The sequence below is a fragment of the Nocardia iowensis genome (assembly GCF_019222765.1).
Classification (GTDB): Bacteria; Actinomycetota; Actinomycetes; order Mycobacteriales; family Mycobacteriaceae; genus Nocardia; species Nocardia iowensis.
The window spans coordinates 3,016,280-3,033,505 of record NZ_CP078145.1 but is presented as its reverse complement, the minus strand read 5'-3'; the positions used below and the strand labels follow the sequence as shown (position 1 = coordinate 3,033,505).

At 65.6% G+C, this 17,226-nt stretch carries 19 protein-coding genes and 1 riboswitch; of the genes, 10 read left to right on the top strand and 9 right to left on the bottom strand.

Annotated features, from left to right (window positions below; genetic code table 11):
* The first annotated feature begins 9 nt into the window (after positions 1 to 9).
* Positions 10 to 945 (top strand): LysR family transcriptional regulator, encoded by a 936-nt coding sequence (locus KV110_RS13960; protein ID WP_218476488.1) that lies wholly within the window; start codon positions 10 to 12, stop codon positions 943 to 945.
* A 151-nt stretch (positions 946 to 1,096) separates the two neighbouring features.
* Positions 1,097 to 1,849 carry an SDR family oxidoreductase gene (locus tag KV110_RS13955; RefSeq protein WP_218476487.1) on the top strand — a complete coding sequence of 251 codons (753 nt, stop codon included), beginning with the start codon at positions 1,097 to 1,099 and terminating at the stop codon, positions 1,847 to 1,849.
* Here the strand turns inward: KV110_RS13955 and KV110_RS13950 are convergent.
* Together KV110_RS13950 and KV110_RS13945 are read right to left on the bottom strand one after the other, a co-directional pair.
* Positions 1,834 to 2,439: an AhpC/TSA family protein gene (locus tag KV110_RS13950; RefSeq protein WP_218476486.1), complete on the bottom strand. Its 606-nt coding sequence runs from the start codon at positions 2,437 to 2,439 to the stop codon at positions 1,834 to 1,836. The two genes, KV110_RS13955 and KV110_RS13950, sit on opposite strands and share 16 nt — an antisense overlap.
* A complete protein-coding gene (locus tag KV110_RS13945) occupies positions 2,436 to 3,458 on the bottom strand; it encodes an oxygenase MpaB family protein (protein WP_218476485.1) in 1,023 nt (340 codons plus the stop codon). Before KV110_RS13945 ends, KV110_RS13950 begins: the two co-directional genes overlap by 4 nt.
* A 161-nt stretch (positions 3,459 to 3,619) precedes the next feature.
* Between KV110_RS13945 and KV110_RS13940 the strand changes: the two genes are divergently transcribed.
* On the top strand, positions 3,620 to 4,261 hold the full coding sequence (locus KV110_RS13940; RefSeq protein WP_218476483.1) for a TetR/AcrR family transcriptional regulator: 642 nt from the start codon (positions 3,620 to 3,622) through the stop codon (positions 4,259 to 4,261).
* Positions 4,262 to 4,273: 12 nt separating this feature from the next.
* Here the strand turns inward: KV110_RS13940 and KV110_RS13935 are convergent, their stop codons facing one another.
* Positions 4,274 to 5,128: an NAD-dependent epimerase/dehydratase family protein gene (locus KV110_RS13935; RefSeq protein WP_281427821.1), complete on the bottom strand. Its 855-nt coding sequence runs from the start codon at positions 5,126 to 5,128 to the stop codon at positions 4,274 to 4,276.
* Positions 5,129 to 5,307: 179 nt separating this feature from the next.
* A complete protein-coding gene (locus KV110_RS13930; RefSeq protein WP_218476481.1) occupies positions 5,308 to 5,766 on the bottom strand; it encodes a winged helix-turn-helix transcriptional regulator in 459 nt (152 codons plus the stop codon).
* Between the two features lie 84 nt (positions 5,767 to 5,850).
* Here KV110_RS13930 and KV110_RS13925 point away from each other — a divergent pair, with 84 nt between their 5' ends.
* On the top strand, positions 5,851 to 7,062 hold the full coding sequence (locus tag KV110_RS13925) for an MFS transporter (RefSeq protein ID WP_246634521.1): 1,212 nt from the start codon (positions 5,851 to 5,853) through the stop codon (positions 7,060 to 7,062).
* Positions 7,063 to 7,101: 39 nt separating this feature from the next.
* Here the strand turns inward: KV110_RS13925 and KV110_RS13920 are convergent, their stop codons facing one another.
* Positions 7,102 to 7,596, bottom strand: a complete 495-nt coding sequence (locus KV110_RS13920; RefSeq protein ID WP_218476479.1) for a hypothetical protein — start codon at positions 7,594 to 7,596, stop codon at positions 7,102 to 7,104.
* 290 nt (positions 7,597 to 7,886) lie between these two features.
* On the opposite strand from KV110_RS13920, the gene KV110_RS13915 reads away from it, so the two are divergent.
* The 5 genes from KV110_RS13915 (at position 7,887) to KV110_RS13895 (ending at position 12,182) form a co-directional block, all read left to right on the top strand.
* A complete protein-coding gene (locus KV110_RS13915; RefSeq protein WP_218476478.1) occupies positions 7,887 to 8,474 on the top strand; it encodes a hypothetical protein in 588 nt (195 codons plus the stop codon).
* A gap of 85 nt (positions 8,475 to 8,559) precedes the next feature.
* Positions 8,560 to 8,678: riboswitch (SAM riboswitch) on the top strand.
* A gap of 120 nt (positions 8,679 to 8,798) precedes the next feature.
* Complete coding sequence (locus KV110_RS13910) at positions 8,799 to 9,605, top strand: 2OG-Fe(II) oxygenase (RefSeq protein ID WP_218476477.1); 807 nt, start codon at positions 8,799 to 8,801, stop codon at positions 9,603 to 9,605.
* Positions 9,605 to 10,327, top strand: coding sequence for a tRNA-dependent cyclodipeptide synthase (locus KV110_RS13905; RefSeq protein WP_218476476.1), 723 nt, complete (start codon positions 9,605 to 9,607; stop codon positions 10,325 to 10,327). The genes KV110_RS13910 and KV110_RS13905 overlap by 1 nt, the downstream gene beginning before the upstream one ends.
* On the top strand, positions 10,324 to 11,763 hold the full coding sequence (locus KV110_RS13900) for an MFS transporter (RefSeq protein WP_218476475.1): 1,440 nt from the start codon (positions 10,324 to 10,326) through the stop codon (positions 11,761 to 11,763). Before KV110_RS13905 ends, KV110_RS13900 begins: the two co-directional genes overlap by 4 nt.
* A 65-nt stretch (positions 11,764 to 11,828) precedes the next feature.
* On the top strand, positions 11,829 to 12,182 hold the full coding sequence (locus tag KV110_RS13895; protein ID WP_218476474.1) for an MmcQ/YjbR family DNA-binding protein: 354 nt from the start codon (positions 11,829 to 11,831) through the stop codon (positions 12,180 to 12,182).
* Here the strand turns inward: KV110_RS13895 and KV110_RS13890 are convergent.
* Positions 12,165 to 12,770, bottom strand: coding sequence for a cupin domain-containing protein (locus tag KV110_RS13890; RefSeq protein WP_246634520.1), 606 nt, complete (start codon positions 12,768 to 12,770; stop codon positions 12,165 to 12,167). The genes KV110_RS13895 and KV110_RS13890 overlap by 18 nt on opposite strands.
* A gap of 29 nt (positions 12,771 to 12,799) precedes the next feature.
* Complete coding sequence (locus tag KV110_RS13885) at positions 12,800 to 13,885, bottom strand: bile acid:sodium symporter family protein (RefSeq protein WP_218476472.1); 1,086 nt, start codon at positions 13,883 to 13,885, stop codon at positions 12,800 to 12,802.
* Positions 13,886 to 13,968: 83 nt separating this feature from the next.
* Between KV110_RS13885 and KV110_RS13880 the strand changes: the two genes are divergently transcribed.
* Positions 13,969 to 14,820 (top strand): LysR family transcriptional regulator, encoded by an 852-nt coding sequence (locus KV110_RS13880; protein WP_218476471.1) that lies wholly within the window; start codon positions 13,969 to 13,971, stop codon positions 14,818 to 14,820.
* Here the strand turns inward: KV110_RS13880 and KV110_RS13875 are convergent.
* Together KV110_RS13875 and KV110_RS13870 are read right to left on the bottom strand one after the other, a co-directional pair.
* The gene (locus tag KV110_RS13875; protein ID WP_218476470.1) at positions 14,806 to 15,993 is read right to left on the bottom strand and encodes a 4-hydroxybenzoate 3-monooxygenase; all 1,188 of its coding nucleotides are present in this window, start codon (positions 15,991 to 15,993) and stop codon (positions 14,806 to 14,808) included. The genes KV110_RS13880 and KV110_RS13875 overlap by 15 nt on opposite strands.
* Positions 15,990 to 17,210 (bottom strand): MFS transporter, encoded by a 1,221-nt coding sequence (locus KV110_RS13870; RefSeq protein WP_218476469.1) that lies wholly within the window; start codon positions 17,208 to 17,210, stop codon positions 15,990 to 15,992. The genes KV110_RS13875 and KV110_RS13870 overlap by 4 nt, the downstream gene beginning before the upstream one ends.
* Positions 17,211 to 17,226: the final 16 nt, after the last annotated feature.

The window sequence follows — 17,226 nt, the reverse complement described above, 5'->3', positions numbered from 1 at the left end:
ATGCCGCGCATGCTCAATCCTGCCGTGTCGCCCAGCGACGAGCCGTTGGACGCGCGGCGGCTGCAGCAATTCTTGTGTGTCGCCGAATACTCCGGCTTCAGCCGGGCTGCCGAGCGGCTGCATCTGAGCCAGCAGGCCATCAGCAGTTCGGTCGCCAAGCTGGAGGCCCAGTTGGGCGTGACGCTGTTCGACCGCACCGGTCGGCAGGTCCGCCTCACGGCCGCCGGGGAGGCGCTGCGCGAGGGTGCGTCGGTCTTGCTGGCGGCCGGGCAGGTGCTGGCCCGGCAGGTCCGTGACGCAGCGGCCACGCAACGGCGGCCCTTCGTTGTCGCCCACACTCCGGCGGTCACGTCCGAGGAGGTGCACGGCGTGCTCGAGCCGGTGCGCACCGGGATGCCGGACGTGTCGGTCACGGCCGTGCAGATGTTTCCGCGGGATCTCGAATCGGCCGTCCTCGATGGCACCGTCGACTTGGCTCTACGGCGCGGGATCACGGTCCCCGCCACGCTGGCCGCCGCGGTGATCGCCTATCACCCGCTGCGCATCGCCGTCGCCCGCGGTCATCGGTTCGCCGGGCGCCCTACCGTTGCCATCCGGGATCTGCATGACGAGCGGATCGTCGTCTGGGCTCCGCCGGGGAAGTCGTTCTACACCGATTTCATTCTGAGTACTTGCCGCCGTGCGGGTTTCGAGCCGACGCTGGTGGTGAACCGGATCCAGGGCACGACGCCTGCCTCCGCCGTGCTCGACTACCCCGACGCCGTCGCCCTCGTTACCGCGCCGCCCGGTGCCGCGCTCGGCGGCGCGGTGGAGGTCATCGACCTCGCCGATCCGCCGCTGGCCCCGGTGCAGGCCGTGTGGCTGCCGCACACTCGATCGGCCATCCGCGACCTCCTCACCACCGGTGACAACCCAGGTTCGAGCTTGCCGATGCCACACGAATGACCGGGCGGTCGCCGCGCTTCTCGTCCCGCGCAGACCTCAAGTTAACAACCAATAGTTGTAGATAGACCAAAAAGTTCTGTTTCCTATTTGTAATAGGCGGCCCTAGCGTCGACCTCGGAAGATCTCCGAATCGAAGCGAAGGACCCTCATCATGAGCACTGTGTTGGAAGGCAAGTCGGCCGTCGTCGCCGCGGGCGCGAAGAACCTGGGCGGTCTGATCAGTACCTCGCTGGCCGAACGTGGCGCCAACGTGCTGGTGCATTACAACAGCGCCGGCACCGAGACCGATGCCGACAAGACCGTGGCGGCGATCGAAGCCGCGGGCGCCAAGGCGGTCAAGTTTCAGGCCGACCTGACCGTGCCCGCGAACGTCCGGCGGATGTTCGACACCGCCGTCGACGCGTTCGGGTCGGTGGACATCGCGATCAACACCGTCGGCAAGGTACTGCGCAAGCCGATCATCGAAACCACTGAAACCGAATACGATTCGATGTTCGACATCAATGCCAAAGCCGCCTACTTCTTCCTCCAGGAAGCGGGCAAACGACTCAACGACGGTGGCAAGATCGTCACCGTTGTCACCTCGCTGCTCGCGGCGTTCACCGATGGCTATTCCACTTACGCAGGCGCCAAAGCACCGGTGGAGCATTTCACTCGCGCCGCGGCGAAAGAGTTCGCTGCGCGCGGCATCTCGGTCAACAATGTCGCCCCCGGCCCGATGGACACCCCGTTCTTCTACCCGCAGGAAACTCCGGAGCGGGTGGAGTTCCACAAGTCCCAGGCCATGGGCGGTCGCCTCACCAGTATCGAGGACATCGCGCCGCTGGTGGAATTCCTCGCCACCGACGGCGGCTGGATCACCGGCCAAACGATCTTCGCCAACGGCGGCTATACCACCCGCTGACCCGATGCCCGCGGCACCCGGCGGTCCGAAACCGCTGGGTGCTCGGCGCTTTCGGATCGGGTTCGGGAGATGGCCAGGTACCGGTGGATAGCGGCGATGTCGGCGACTTCGCTAGGGCGGGTCGATCGACGTTCGGCGAGGACTGTGCCGGTGGTGTCGATGAGGAACGAGCCGCCGAGTTGTCGGCCGTGATCCTTGTCTGCCAGCGAGATTCGGGTGTGATTGCTGCTTAACCATCGCCTGAGAACCCGTGGTGTGGTCGAGGCGAGCGAGACTTGGCGGAGGCCGAGTCGGCGGTAAATGGTCAGGGTGGGGTCGGCCAACACCGGTACTTGTGTGTTGGATACCCGTCGGAAGTACGCTGCGGCCCGTGGTGTTCCGGCACCGATCATGACGGGGCGAATATTCGCCGCTTGCAATTCCGCCGACGCCTGGTTCAGCACGTCGGCTTGGTCGTAGGCGAAGGTGCTGCCGAAGTGGCGTAGGAACACCAGCAGCGCATGGGTTTCCGTCCAGAACTCGCTGAGTGTGTGGTGGTAGTGGCGGTCGTCGAGCAGAGGTTCGTGAGCGATCACGTCTGTTCGGGTCATCGGGTCACCTGTTGGGGCCCTGGCTCGCCGACGGTCGGCTGTGCAGTGGTGAGGGTGCCGCCCTTACCCTGCTGCAGCGCCAATCCGAGGTCGCGGTCGTACGGGATTCGTCCCGTGCCGGGATGTCGGCGTTTTGCGTTGTGCCGCATGCCCCATGCCTCGTACCCGCCGATCGCCACCAGGTCGTCGATCACGGGCAGTCCGGCCAGCGCGGCGGCTGTGCGCACGAACGGTGTCACTGCCGCGGTGCGGACTCTCATTTCGGGTATGCCGGTGACTTCGCGGGCGCCTGGCCGCATCTGCGATAGCGCCACCCAGGTCACCGCACGCAGGAACGGATTCACCATTGCCATCGGCCAGGCGGGTGTCAGAGGTGGATGGAGGAAGTAGTCCACCAGTTCCTGCGCAGGTTCGGTGTAGGCCATGATGTTTTCCTCGGCGTCGCGCACCCAGGCTGCCACCAGTTCCGGTGTCCGGGGCAGTACACCACGCGGGATTCCCAGCAGTTCGCCGACGACGACGTGTTCGTCCCAGAATTGACGCTCATCGGCGTTGGTCGGCTTGTCGCCGCTGAAGGCGGTGTAGCAATCCCACAGACAGGGAAACCCGGTGATATAGGTGTACTTCAACGCCTCGATATCGTTGGCGCGGTACGACTCCCCCGTACTGGGCACAACTCCGTTGACGTGCGAATGGCGACGAAACAGATCCCGGCCCGCCTTCTCCGCCGTCTCGGTGTCACCGAATACCGCGGCGATGAAATAGGCATTGCTGCGTCGAATCCGCCCCAGTGGATCGCTCATGTAGCTGCTGTTCTGCGCCACACCGGCCGCGCCGATCGGATCCAGCATCGCGATGATCGATCCGAGGAGTCCGGCGAGACCGATGACCATCGGATTCTGATAGACCCGCCAACTGACCGACCCCGGCCCGAAATAGCCGTCGTCCTTACGTGGGGCGTTGGCCAGGTCTAGCGCCACCACGCCTTTGCCGCCGAGGGCGCGCACTATCGCGTCCATACGAACTCCCTTGTCCCAGTGGGCAATCCGGATAAGCGACCGACAGTCCCGCTTTGCGAACCTGTCGAACCTCCGGATCTCCGAGCGTAAGCACACCAGAGACAATGCACAACTGGCGACACTTTTGTCGTTCTGTCGCCTGCGCGCTCTATGCTGGTGCGATGTCGAACAACAAGCCGTCGCTGTCGACGGAGGAGCTGAAATCGCGGTACCGCACGCCGATCCTGACCGCGATCTTCGAGGGGATGCCGCCACCGCCACCACCTGAGCTGGACCCGTATCTCGACGCGGCGGCCCGATGCTTCGCTCGATATGGGTTGTCGCGCACCAGCGTTCAAGACGTCGCCAATGAGATGGGCTACAACCGGGCTACGGTCTACCGCAAGATCGGCACCGTCGACGCGATCTCGCGCCTACTGTTCGCACGAGAGGTCGATCGATTCCTGATAATCCTCACCCAGCGCGAATGGGAACCGCCGTGGCCGGGATTGATCGTGGAACTGATGGCCGACACTATCGAATATGTTCGAGCGCACCCTGTTGTAGCGAAACTATTGGCTGACGAAATGGACTCCGCTGCAGTCAAACTCGCCACCAACCTGGCATCGACACGCGATCAGTTCATCGCCGGATTCGCCCCACCAATCACTCTCGGAATGCAAATCGGGCTCCTCGCACAGCGCGACCCCGAGGCGATAGCCGAATGGATATTCCGCATGCTCACCAGCTCCATCGCGCTGCCGCCCGTAGGCGACCTCCGGCAGGTGCTGAGCGAAGTGATCGTCCCGGTACTCAGCCCGTAATCCCATGAACCGCTAATTGTTCCGCTGCGGGCCGGAAGGGCGCTTCGTCGCGAGCGCTGTGGCGTCGTAGGCGGGCGAGTAGCCGAGCTGCCGACGGGCTTTGCCGGAATCGTAGACGCGGTCGATGGTGGCGGGCAGTGGCCAGCCTTGTTGGCGGAACAAGGCAGCGATCTCGGGCGCCCGTCGTTCGAGCAGTGGCGGCGCATCGCGCCACAACTGCTGTGTATCGGTGCGGCGGAACAGCATCGGCCCAGCGATGTTGAATGCACCGGTTACCTGATGGTGTTCCGCGGCCAGTCGGTGCGCGCGGGCTACGTCGCGGACGTCGACTCCGCGGTAGAGCCGGTGCGCGGCCTGGATGGCGGGTGTTTCAGGAAAACAGCGGGCGATACGCAACACGATCGTCGTCGGTGGGTGATCACCCTTCCTGAGAAGCGTTTCCGCATCGAGCTTGGTTTCGTCGTAGATGTCTCGTGGCCGCGGTTCCAGTGATTCGTCGACCCACACCGCGCGGTCATCGGGCACCAGTGCGTGCCCGTACACCGAGGTGCTGCTGGTGTAAACCATTCGCCGGACACCACATTCGGCCGCCTGCTCGAGCAGGGCGGCGGTGGCGTCCACGTTGACGGCGCGAAACTCGTCATCGGGAACGTGGCCGACATGTGGAGCGTGTAGCGCGGCCGTGTGTACGACAGTCTCCACGCCCCGCACGGCCTGTGCCCGAAGCTGCGAATCGCGCAAGTCGCCGTGGTGGGTGGTCCACCGCCCTGGGCGAACGTCCCAGCCGCGCACTTGCCAACCCGCCGTGTGCATTTCATGCGCGACCGCAGCTCCGACCACACCAGAAGAACCAGTTACCAGTACCACTGCGGACTCCACGTACTACGACACTACCTGCGCAAGTCCGGACCCGGCGTGCTGGCGACCTACCACGGGACGGGTTCGCCCGTGGCGATCCAGGAACTGCCGGACGCCGCGATCGACACCCACTCGAGCCGCGCTCGAATTGGACGCTCCCGCAACCTGAGCCGCTGCGACGCCGGAGGTCATGCCTCTCCCACCTTGCGAACTCGGGTGGTAATCGCGGTGGCGGGCTTTCCGTCCCGGGTTTCTGGGCGCAGTTCGGCGACCGGGCTACCGACGGAGTCGACGAGTGTCGAGTGAGCTTCGTTGCCGGTGAAAGCGTGGCGCTCGCCCCATTGCCGCAGGGCCACGATGGTGGTGAAGAGATCCCGCCCGGCCTCGGTGAGTTCGTAGGTGTGCCGTTTGCCGCCGGGAGCGGCGGTCGGCGTGAGGATGCCGTGGTCGACGAGCTTGCGGAGGCGGTCGGCGAGGATGTTTCGCGCGATCCCGAGCCGCTGCTGAAACTCGGTGAACGCGGCCGCGCCGTCCATCGCGTCGCGCACGATCAACAAGCTCCACCGGTCGCCAACCAAGTCGACGGTTCGCGCGACGGGGCAGGTGGGATCAGTCCACTCGCGGCCGGAGCCGGGGGCCGTGGACATGACATCTCCTCCCTTTCAGTTGCAATTTGAAACCATTATGCCCTACGTTGAATTGGTTGCAATTTGCTACTGATGGAGGGTGTCGTGTCGACAGAGATCAAGGCCTCGCAGCGATTCGTCCTGGCGCTGGTGGCCGCTGTGGCGGTGGCGACGATCTACGCGATTCAGCCGATCCTGGAAGCGGCGGGCGATGACCTGGGGCTGACATCCGGGTTGCTCGGCGGATTGGTCGCCGCCGGACAGATCGGCTACCTGATCGGACTGGTCCTGCTGGTTCCGCTCGGTGATGTGGTGAATCGCCGACGGTTGATCACCGGACATCTGATCCTCACCGGTGTGGGTGCGGCGATCGTGGCGGGCGCACCGAACGGTGTCGTCGCGGTGGTGGGTTTGGTTGTCGCGGGGGTGTTCGCGGTCGTGGTGCAGGTGACCGTCGCCTATGTCGCCGCCATCTCCGGGCCGAGCGAGCGGGGCCGCAACATCGGCGCGGTCACCTCGGGTGTCGTGATAGGCATACTCGGCGTTCGCGTCCTTGCTGGCGTGCTGGGTGATGAGCTCGGCTGGCGGTCGGTGTATGGGCTGCTCGCCATGTTGTGCATTGCGCTCGCCGTTACCGTCCGCGCGAAACTCGCCCCGGACGTCAGGACTCCGGGCGCGCGGTACACGCAGGTGTTGGCGTCGATGGGGCGGCTCGCACGCACCGATGGACTGTTCCTGAGCCGAGGCCTGATCGCGTTGTTCCTCTTCGCATCCTTCGGAACCCTCTGGAGCGGGCTCGCCCTCCCCCTCGGCGCCGAGCCATGGAACCTCAGCACCACCCAAATCGGCCTGCTCGGATTGGCGGGCGTGGCCGGAGCCCTCGGGGCGGCCCGCGCCGGACGCTGGGCCGATACCGGTCACGCGCAACCGATCACCGGCTGGTCCCTGGCGCTGCTCACCGGCTCCTGGCTGCTCATCGCCCGAATCGAAACCACCCTGTGGTTGCTCGTCATCGGCATCATCCTGCTCGACTTCGCCGTCCAAGCAGTACACGTCAGCAGCCAGCATCTGCTGACCACCGCCCATCCGAACCGCGCCAGCAGCGTCATCGGCGCCTACATGGCCTTCTACTCTTTCGGCTCCGCCATCGGAGCAATCACGACGACCTGGACGTACACCGCCTGGGGATGGGCAGCATCCTGCTGGCTCGGCGCTGCCTACTCTCTGTGCGCATTGGCTTTGTGGGGGCTGACGCGGCTGCGCGGTACCACCCGGCATCTCGAGTCGGCCGAACCGACCGTCGGCTCACGTTGCTGAACGCGATCGACGATCGGCCACCATCGGCGTCCCGTCAGGCTAGAAAGGTGTGGGGACGTCGATGATCAGCTCGGACGGGTTGGGGTTGGTGCTCACCTCGACAGCGACGCGGCCGGAGCCGTCGAGCGAAAAGAAGGCGGCGTTCCAGCCATAATGGCCGTCGTACTGAGTTGTGCGGGTCTCGGTTGTGCTCGCGCCGGTATCCAGGTTGCGCATCGTGACGGTTGTGGAGATGGCACAGTTGTTTCCGCCGCCCGGCGCGGCGGACAACGAGCCAAAGGGATTGCTGGGGGCGTCAGCGGCGAAATTCACCGTCACTCGTGCCGAGCTATCTATGAAATCCGCGAACTCGCGGGCTTGTTGTCCCTGACTGGCCGAGACCTCAGCGGTGACCGTTCCCGCACATCCCGGCCCTGCGTCGATGTGGGCGGGTTCGAAAGAAATCGGGTCCGCAGATGCTGGACCAGCGGGTATGACCAACGCGAACGTCGGCAGGATCGATACTGCCGCAAACTTCAGAATGCTTCGCATCATGACTCCCGTCCTTGCGCGGATCGGCAGTGGGGTTCGATCGACTTGCTTGGACTATACCGCCACCGACACCTCAGCAATCATCTGGCAAAATTTCACGCTAGCAGAGCACATCTGACTCCATCAACCTGACCGCGGGCTCTGACACCGCGGCTACCTCCCTAGGGGCGCAGGGGCATTCGGGTAAGGAGTTGTCCCCAGCTCTGGAGCCACACCCCTAGCACCACGGTATTGCCGGAGAATGGCGCTCTGGCGGGATGTTGTGGCAGGTCGCGGATTTTTATCGTCGGGACATGCTCATTGTTGAAACCGATTCGCTCGCTCAGGACGCACCGCAAAAGCGCCGATCAAGCATTACTCCGCCGCGTGCCACCGGGCTACGACGCGGCGTAGCCGTCTCGGTTGCCGCGATTGCCGCGTTGGGTCTGCTGGGTGTGGCCACCGGCCGGGCAACCGCGGCGCCTGCCGTCGACTGTCTCTGGGCAGGGACAGGCCACGCACAGGGCGCGACGGTGGTAGCCGGTGGCTGGGAATTCACGTGTGGCACCGATCAGCGCGGCGCACCGCTGTGGCGCCGTGGCACGGTCGTCGACGCGCCGAGCAACGTGGCGAATCCGGGCTCCCGCACCCAGCCCGCAGGCAATTTCAGTGCCGGAGCGCAGCAACCGGGCACCGAATACAACGACTACTGCGTGGGCACCCAGCTCGTCGACGGCAGCGAGCAGGTGTACCAGGTGGTGTCCGACGCCGCGGGCGTCCTGCAGTGGAAGGCCGCGGGCCCGATCTCCCAATGGACCTTCGCCCCCGGCACCGGACCGGTACCGACCACCCGCTCAGCCAGCCTGTGCCTGCCGGACCAGGTGATCTGGCCCCAGAGCTGAGCAGGCGGTCCAGCCCCCTCGGAATGAAACTCAGCGCGATTCTAAAGCGTGACAACGCTTCTGACGTGCGCGATGCTTTGGTTCAGGTCAAGAGTGCCAGCGTCAAGTCCCCGGCTAGCTGGCCGGCAACCCTCCAACCGCGGCGGGGTGCCCCGGGTCAAGACCAGGCCGAGCCGCGTAATGCGGCCCGGGCAAGCGCGGGCCCCTTCCCGTTGTGGGGCCCTCTGGAGGGATGGGGGTCGAAACCATGTCCGCTGGGACCACCTCATTTCTCCTGCCCGGGCCTGTGCCCGGTCCATCGAGCGACAACCAGAGGGGAACGACATGACTACGGCCACGCCATCTCTCGGAGAACGCGTGTTGGACACCACCAGGCAGGGATTCGATCACGACTCGTTGACGGCACTGTTGAACGGCGACGTTCACGCCGTTCGGCTGGCCGGGTTCGTCCGGCCCGACGCACTGGCGCACCTGCGAAAAGCCTTCGTCGGCAGGCAGGATCACGGCCCGCTCGGCACCGACCCGCAGTTCCGCCGCATCGGACACGCGTTCTCGGAGACGAACACCGAGGCCGGACGCAAGCGGTACTTCGAGGAGGCGCATCACAACATCGAGCGGCTGCGCGCCATCGCCGCGCCGTATTCCTATCCCGCGGACGACCTTCGGCTGCTGCTCGACGAGATCTGGCCGTCCGGAGCAAGTTTGCTCCGCCGCGACGGGCAAGCCTTCTTCGCGGGCGTCGCGCGCTACCAGCTGGCGGGGGTGGATCTGGAGCCGCATACGGACAATATCGGCCGAAACCTGCCGGAGGACTTCGCTATTCGGATCCGCCGCCAACTGTCGGTCAACGTCTACCTGGACGTGCCGGACCGGGGCGGGGAGTTGGAGATCTGGGACGACTACCCGGACGAACGCGAGTATCGGGATCGGTCCGGCGACCGCGTGTACGGCATCGACCGCGCATCCGTCGGCAACCCGGCCGTGGTGATCACACCGCGGGTCGGCGACGCGATCTTCATCGACCCGCGTCGCGTCCATGCCGTCGCTCCGTCGCAGGACCGTCCCCGCATCACCATCGGCTTGTTCATCGGGGTGAGCGATCCGGCCGAGTCGTTGAAGGTGTGGAGCTGATGACGACAACTACGCTGCTCTCGGCGTCGCACAAAGCCGCATACGACCTACGGTCGGACACCATCACCACCGAAGGTCGCTCCACGGTACTGCTGGTCAGTGTCGGCGCGGACTACCACGAAGGCGAAAAGCTCGCGGCAACAATCGATCTGATCAACCGCTCGAACTTCGGCCGCTGCGCTATCGCCGTCGCGGACACCCTGCAACGGCACAACCTCAGCGGCGGAACCGATATCGACCGGCACGCACGTGCCCGCATCGCGGGTGACGAATGGATCACCCGCAATATCGGCTACTTGAACCAGATCGACTGCCCCACCAACATTTTGCGATGGGACTTCGCGCTTTCCCATCCCCGCTACGGCGACCTCTACGACGCGGTCGAGCAGGCCTACGAAACCGACGACCGCTATCGAAACGCCGTCGACAGCACCATCGACCGGTTCATCGAGCGGCGACTGACCCGGGAACCGGATGTCGATCAGGACATGGTCCGGAAGTCTTGCCGCGCATACCTTTTGGAAGAATGCCCGATCATCATGCCGCTGTGGGCGCACGAGGGTTTCGACTATGTGATCTACCCGCAGCGGATTTCCGCGGCGATGGGGCGCACCAGGGAACTGTTCGTCGAGCCGGAACACCCGGACCGGGTCGCGTGGCTCCCATTGCGCTTCAAGAAGCGAAAGTCCGCGCTGCACAACGCGGAAGGGGCGGAGCAATGACGACCGAGATCCCCGGCCAGCGGCGCATCGCCGGATTCGCCGGACTCGCGGTAGCGTCGTTCCTCGGGTGCATCGATCTGACCATCGTCACCACCGCACTGCCCGCCATCGGCGACGATTTGCAGGCGGGTGCGTCGAATACCGAGCTCACCCTCGGCGTCTTCCTCATGGCGCTGTCGATGTTCATGGTCACGGCGGGACGCGTCGCAGATCGACTCGGGCGTCGGCGGGTGTTGCTGTTCGGCTTGGCCCTGTTCGTGATCGCCTCCGCGGGTGCGGCCGCATCATGGTCGATCGGCACGCTGCTCATCGCCCGCTTCGTCCAGGGCGCCGCCTGCGCCGTGCTGTATACGAGCACCTCGACACTGGTGGAATCGCTTTTCCCGCAAGGCGATCGAGGAAAGGCGATCGGCTGGCTGTACTCGGTGAACGGGTTGGGGTTGGCCATCGGGCCGGTGCTCGGCGGCCTGCTGGTGCCAAGCCTCGGCTGGCAGTCGATCTTCTGGATCAATATTCCGCTCGGCATCGCGGCACTGATCGCCATTGCGCTCGCGGTCCCGCAGGTGCAGCCCGACCGCACCGGCGGCACCGATTGGCCCGGTCAGGTCGTTGTCGCGCTCGCGGTGGTTTCGGCGGTGGGCATTTTCGTGCTCGGCGACCTACGCGGGTGGCTGTCGCCCTGGGTGCTGCTCGCCGGGTTTGTCCTGGTCGTCGCCGTCGCGGTCGGGATCGTGGCGGAGCGTCGCGCGGCGAACCCGTTGATCGATCCCGCGTTGTTCGGTAATCGCAGGTTCGTCGCCGCGATCGTCTCGGACTTCTCCCTCGGCTTGTTCTATGCCGCTGCGCTGCTGGTGATTCCGACGTACCTGACCCAGGGCCGAGACTTCGACGTGCGGCAGGCGGGATTCGTGCTGTTGCTCGTCAGCGGCACCCTCGCGCTCGCATCGCCGGTGGCGGGCCGTTTCGTCGATCGCCTCGGCGCGCATTCGTTGCTGCCCTGGGGTTTCGGGCTGCTGGCCCTGGCGGGAGCCGGAATCGCCTGGTCCGCGTTCGGCAGCCACCTGCCGGTCCTGTTGGTCGCTCTCGTCCTGTTCGGTGCGGGCTGGGCCTTGGTACTGGGACCCGCTACGGTGCTGGCGATTTCGACGGTGCCGCCCACGCGGTCCGGCTTCGCGGTGGGGGCGTCGTGGACGTTCCACAACCTGGGTGGCGCCATCGGCGCGGCACTGGCCACCGTGGTCTTCGGGCATACCAACCTCGATCTCACCGACGAGGTCGGCGACTCGACCGGTCGAGTGGCCGCCATCATCGCAACCACCAGCGTGGTGGCCGCGGTCGTCGTCGTAGTCCTGACAGCCGGTCGGTCCAAAACAACGCTCCCCGAAACAGACCAAGCCCCCGCTGTACCCATTCCCGTCGATGCTGGGACCACCTAGCCGTCGTAGACGGTGCGCAGGAAGCTATACCCGAACCTGTCGGTCCCCGGTGGCATCATCGGGGCATGATCACCGTCGCGGACGTGCGTGCGCTGGCACTCACCCTCCCCCGTTCGTACGAGGCGATCGTGGCGGATCGCATCAAGTTTCGGGTGGGCCGGATCGTGTACATCGCGTTCTCCCGGGACGAAACGGTGATGGGGTTCGCTTTTCCCAAAGCCGAACGGTCCGCGCTGGTCGCCGCTGAGCCGGACAAATTTCTGCTGCCCAGGGCGTCGGACCTGCGATACAACTGGGTCGACTGTTCGATGGCCGCGATCGACAAGGGCGAAATGCGCGAGTTGATCGTCGATGCGTGGCGGATGGTCGTACCGAAGTTCCTGCACGACCACCCCAGTACGTCAGCAGCCCTGCGATAAGGGTGGGCCGCCGATCAATTCGTCGGCGGCCCACACCTTCTCACCGTGCCGTCGGGTGATCACCACCGGCTTGACCTCGGCGGGCACCTGATCGAACGCCGCCACCGGAATGCCGAACGAGGCCGCTAGCACCTCGCGCGGAAGGGAATTCAGCGTGGCGACGATCCCGATATCGTCGGCGGGCTCGGTGGCGCTGGTGTTGAACACCACCAACACTTCCAGCATCTGCTCCGGATCGGCGTTGCCGAAATAGTGGAAGAAGCCCTGCGGCACGAACACGAGATCGCCTGGCCCGGCCTCGAACTTGTCGTTGCGGTAGTCACCATCCGGGTGCGTGCCCAGAATGGTCCACTCGGCCCGGCCGGAGATGATGAAGTTCAGCTCCCACGCGGTCGGATGCCAGTGTGGTTCCCGAATGCCACCCACCTCTAGCCGGGCGATGTAGACCGATGCCTCCTGACCGAGCAGCACCGGAAAGTTTCCTTCGTGCGCGCCCTGCAAGGTCCCGCCGTCGAAGCGCAGCGGCTCGGCCGCGCTCAGTCGGAACAGATGAGAGTCCTTGTCCAGCTTCGTATCCAGATCCGTCATCGGGCGATCCGATGCGGCCGACGGCCTGCTCATCGCCGCGACCCCCACACCAGCGACCGCTGCGCCGCCGAGCGCAGCCACCCCGGTTCCGATGGCTTTGCGTCTGCTGATTCGACCTTCTCGACCTCTCGTTTCGTGCTCCACACGGTTACCTCCGATCTGCGGGCGTAACGCTGTGCCAGGACGGCACAGGTGATCAACTGGATCTGATGAAAAATCATGAGCGGCAACACGATCAGGCCCACCGGTTGACCGACGAAGAGCACCGACGCCATTGGCAGCCCGGTCGCCAGGCTCTTCTTCGATCCGCAGAAGACCAGCACGATGCGGTCCGGCATGGCGAACCCGAGCATCTTGCCGACGCCGGCGGTCGCACCGAGCACCGCCGCGAGCAGCCCGGCACACACCAGGGCGGTCGCGAGCACCCGCAGCGGTGACAGTCCACTCCAAATGTGTTCGGCCATACCGGCACTGAACGCGGAGTACACGACCAGGAACACCGAACCCCGGTCGACCGCCTTCAACGGCGTCGACCGCCGCAACAGCCAGCCGAGCCGCGGCCGCAGCAGCTGTCCGAGCAGGAACGGCAGCAATAGCTGCACCATAATGACCAGTACCGTCGACGCCTTCACCTCGGCCTTACCCGTGGTGTCCATCAGCAACACCACCAGCAGCGGGGTCGCGAACACCCCGACGAGATTCGACAGCGAGGCACTGACCACAGCGCCAGCGACATTGCCGCGCGCGATCGCGGTGAACGCGATCGACGATTGCACGGTGGAGGGCACCAGGCACAGGAAGAGCACACCGATGTACAGGTCCTCGGTCAGCACCGAGGGCACCAGCACGCGTAAGGCGAGCCCGATAAGCGGGAACACCACGAAGGTCACTCCCAGCACTACCGTGTGCAGCCGCCAATGCCGCAGTCCCGCAATCGCTTCCCGTGGTTCCAGCCGCGCACCGTACAGCAGGAACAGCAGGGCGATGGCCACCTTCGTACCTCGGTCGACTACCTCCGCCACCCCACCCTGCGCCGGAAAGACGCTGGCCAGCACGGCGCTCGCGACGATGCCGAGCATGAAACCGTCGATGTAGAACTTGTTGAGGTACTTCATGACGCTGACGCTACGAGCGCCCACTCGATCGCGAAAGGCGCTCAATCGAATATCTGTAAACCGATATCATGATAAATTGAGGCATGTTCGACCCGGAGCTGCTGCGCACCTTTCTCACCGTCGAACGGGCTGGCGGATTCACCGCCGCGGGCAAGATCCTCGGCCTGCGCCAATCCACCGTCAGCGGCCACATCGCCCGACTCGAGAAGGCGGCGGGCCGCAGCCTGCTGCGCCGCGATACCCGCAACCTCGCCCTCACCGCCGACGGCGTCGCCATGGTCGGCTTCGCCCGCGCCATCCTCGCCGCGAACGGCCGGGCCGAGCAGTTCTTCTCCGACTCGACCCTGACCGGCCTGCTCCGATTCGGCGCCTCCGACGACCTGGTGGCCAGCGACCTGCCCGAGGTACTGCTGGAATTCCGGCGCAACCATCCTGGCATCGACCTCGAGCTGACCGTCGGCCTGAGCGAGACCCTGAAGACCCGCATGGCCGCCGGTGAACTGGACATGGTCTTCGGCAAGCGGCTCCCCGGCGAAAGCCACGGTGAGTTGATCTGGCGCGACCGGCTGGTGTGGGCGGGACCGCCCGGCGGCACCATCCCGGGCGACCCGGTCCCGCTGGTGACCTACCCGCCACCGAGCCTCACCCGCCGCATCGCGCTGCAAGCATTGGAGCGCGACGGCCGCGTCTGGCGCATCACCTGTGTCAGCGACAGCCTGCTCGGGCTGCGCGCCGCCGCGCTCGCCGGACTCGGCTACATCGTGCATTCCGAGACGCTGCTCCCCGATGGTCTGGTCAAGATCGACGATCCCACCCTGCCCGCCCTCGGCGACCTCGAATTCGTCCTCCTGCACCGCCGCACCCGCCTGTCCGGCCCGGAACAGGCACTGCGCGACGCCATCACCGCCAACGCGCATCGGCTACACGGATCTTGATTGCCGCCAGCCGGTGTAAGCCTCCGCGAAATACGCTGCGCCGTAACGTGATCCGGTGATCAACGCCAGCTCCCCGCGCTGTCGCTCGATATCGAAGGGGGACGCACCGGCGACGGCGTGCAGCATCGTGGTCAGCCAGTAGCAGAAGTGCTGGGCCCGCCACACCCGTTCCTTGACGCGCTCGGTGTATCGGTCGAGCACGTCCGCATCGCCCTCGGCGTAGTAGTCGACGATCACCTCGGCGAGCACCGCCGCGTCGGCGAGCGCCAGGTTCAGGCCCTTAGCGCCGGTCGGCGGGACCGTGTGCGCGGCATCACCGGCCAGCAGCAGCCGGTCATAGCGCATCGGCGCGGTGACGAAGGAGCGGAACGGCAGCACCGACTTCGCGCTGATCGGGCCTTCTCGGAGGACGAAGCCATTGCCGTTGACCCGCCGCCGCATTTCGGCCCAGATCCGGTCGTCGTCCCAATCCGCCAGGCGCTCAGTCGGTTTGCATTGGAAGTACATCCGCTGCACGGTGGGAGTGCGCTGGCTGATCAGTGCGAAGCCGTGCTCGGAGCGCGTGTAGATCAGTTCGGGATGCGATCGCGGCGCCTCGGTGAGAAAACCGAACCAGGCGAACGGATATTCGCGGAACCATTCCTCGCGAGCGCCCGGCGGAAAAGCGTGGCGGCAGATCGATCGGGAGCCATCGGCACCGACTAGCAGGTCGGCCTCGATGCGCCCCGCACGCCCGTCCGAATCCGTGCAGGTCACCGTCGGCCGATCGCCGGAAATCTCGACGGCCGTGTCGGCCACCCCGTACCGCACGTCTCCCCCATCGACCCCGCGCCGCCCGGCCAGGTCGATGAACACCTCGGTCTGCGGATACAACCACACCGATGCACCGACCAACTCCTGGAAGTCGATCCGGTGATTCACACCGTCGAAGCGCAGCACGACACCGTCGTGCCGATACCCGTCGGTGAGCACGCGGCCGGATACTCCCGAATCCACCAGCAGCCGAACGGAATCGGCTTCGAGAATCCCCGCACGGACGGTGCCCGCGATCTGCTCGTAGGTGCGGTTGTCGACAACGACCGACTCGATGCCGGATCGGTGCAACAGATGCGCGAGCAGTAGACCGGCCGGACCGGCTCCGACGATAGCGACCTGAGTGCGAGTGGCCCTCATCCCGGGCGACTCGGCGCGACGGGTTCGACCGAGGCCAGGCCGTCGACAGTGGTACGGGGAACGGCGGACATGGCGAGCAGCCCGATGACCGCGACGGCGGCGAACAGATAGAAGCCCCACGGATTCGCCGCGCCGACGACAATGAGCCAGCCGGTGATCGTCGGACCGAAGATCGCGCCGAGGCGACCGACGCCGGAAGCGAAACCCAGTGCGGTGGCCCGGATTCCGGCCGGGTAGGCCTGAGTCACATAGGCGTAGATGAGCACCTGGGCGGAGAAGACGAAGATGCCGGTGACGAGTACCACCGCGTTGAGCAGCAGACTGCTGGACGCCTTGACGCTCAGCAGCGCGAGAAAGACCGCCGCCGCACCGAACCACGCCAGCACCGTCGGCTTGATGCCCCGCCGGTCGGCGAGCATCCCGGCCGTGAGCAGGCCGATGATCGCTCCGACGTTCAGCACCAGCAGCATGGTGAGCGAGGTGGACATGTTGTAACCGGCGTCCCGCATCAATTTCGGCAACCAGGTATTCAAGCCGTAGACGAGCAGCAATCCCATGAACGAACCGACCCAAACCCCTAGCGTCGCACGCAGATACACCGGCCGCAGCAGCACGGTGGGCTGAACTCCGCTCGGTGCGGCCTTGGCCGCCAAGTAGGCATCGGACTCGGGGAGCTTGGCCCAGACCACCGGCAGTAAGAGCAGTCCGGCCACGCCGCCCAGATAGAACATCGGCTCCCAGTGCGGGACGAACCGAAGGGCGATCAGCGCGGAGAGCACGGCACCGACGTGATAGCCCGTCATGGTGACCGTGCTCGCGAACGCCCGGCGGACCGGCGGCATGTGCTCGGCCATCAGGGTCAGCGCGGTCGGCATGCACGCGCCGAGCCCGAGCCCGGCGATCAGCCGGAACGCGGCGAAGACACCGACCGATCCGGCCAGCGGAATGGCGGCGGTGAACACCGAGAACACCGCGATCGAGCCGAGTAGCATCCAACGCCGACCGTAGCGATCGGTAATCGGCCCCGACCCCGTCGCGCCGATGGCCACCCCGACCAGCGACATGGTTGCCGCGAATGTCGCACTGGCGACGGTGAATCCGATGTGGTGCTGATCGATCAGCGTGGGGATGACGGCCCCCAGCACGACGAGGTCGTAACCCTCGAGCAGGACGGTGAGCCAGCAGAGCACGGCCGACCACGACAGCAACTTCTTCATGACGGAGTCCGATTCT

Coding starts and splice junctions, on each gene's coding strand:
- KV110_RS13930 (WP_218476481.1), bottom strand. CDS start 5,766: ATGTCCACGGCCCCCGGCTCCGGCCGCGAGTGGACTGATCCCACCTGC.
- KV110_RS13875 (WP_218476470.1), bottom strand. CDS start 15,993: ATGAGGGCCACTCGCACTCAGGTCGCTATCGTCGGAGCCGGTCCGGCC.
- KV110_RS13915 (WP_218476478.1), top strand. CDS start 7,887: ATGCTCATTGTTGAAACCGATTCGCTCGCTCAGGACGCACCGCAAAAG.
- KV110_RS13940 (WP_218476483.1), top strand. CDS start 3,620: ATGTCGAACAACAAGCCGTCGCTGTCGACGGAGGAGCTGAAATCGCGG.
- KV110_RS13955 (WP_218476487.1), top strand. CDS start 1,097: ATGAGCACTGTGTTGGAAGGCAAGTCGGCCGTCGTCGCCGCGGGCGCG.
- KV110_RS13895 (WP_218476474.1), top strand. CDS start 11,829: ATGATCACCGTCGCGGACGTGCGTGCGCTGGCACTCACCCTCCCCCGT.
- KV110_RS13920 (WP_218476479.1), bottom strand. CDS start 7,596: ATGATGCGAAGCATTCTGAAGTTTGCGGCAGTATCGATCCTGCCGACG.
- KV110_RS13890 (WP_246634520.1), bottom strand. CDS start 12,770: ATGACGGATCTGGATACGAAGCTGGACAAGGACTCTCATCTGTTCCGA.
- KV110_RS13880 (WP_218476471.1), top strand. CDS start 13,969: ATGTTCGACCCGGAGCTGCTGCGCACCTTTCTCACCGTCGAACGGGCT.
- KV110_RS13905 (WP_218476476.1), top strand. CDS start 9,605: ATGACGACAACTACGCTGCTCTCGGCGTCGCACAAAGCCGCATACGAC.
- KV110_RS13950 (WP_218476486.1), bottom strand. CDS start 2,439: ATGACCCGAACAGACGTGATCGCTCACGAACCTCTGCTCGACGACCGC.
- KV110_RS13910 (WP_218476477.1), top strand. CDS start 8,799: ATGACTACGGCCACGCCATCTCTCGGAGAACGCGTGTTGGACACCACC.
- KV110_RS13960 (WP_218476488.1), top strand. CDS start 10: ATGCTCAATCCTGCCGTGTCGCCCAGCGACGAGCCGTTGGACGCGCGG.
- KV110_RS13885 (WP_218476472.1), bottom strand. CDS start 13,885: ATGAAGTACCTCAACAAGTTCTACATCGACGGTTTCATGCTCGGCATC.
- KV110_RS13945 (WP_218476485.1), bottom strand. CDS start 3,458: ATGGACGCGATAGTGCGCGCCCTCGGCGGCAAAGGCGTGGTGGCGCTA.
- KV110_RS13900 (WP_218476475.1), top strand. CDS start 10,324: ATGACGACCGAGATCCCCGGCCAGCGGCGCATCGCCGGATTCGCCGGA.
- KV110_RS13870 (WP_218476469.1), bottom strand. CDS start 17,210: ATGAAGAAGTTGCTGTCGTGGTCGGCCGTGCTCTGCTGGCTCACCGTC.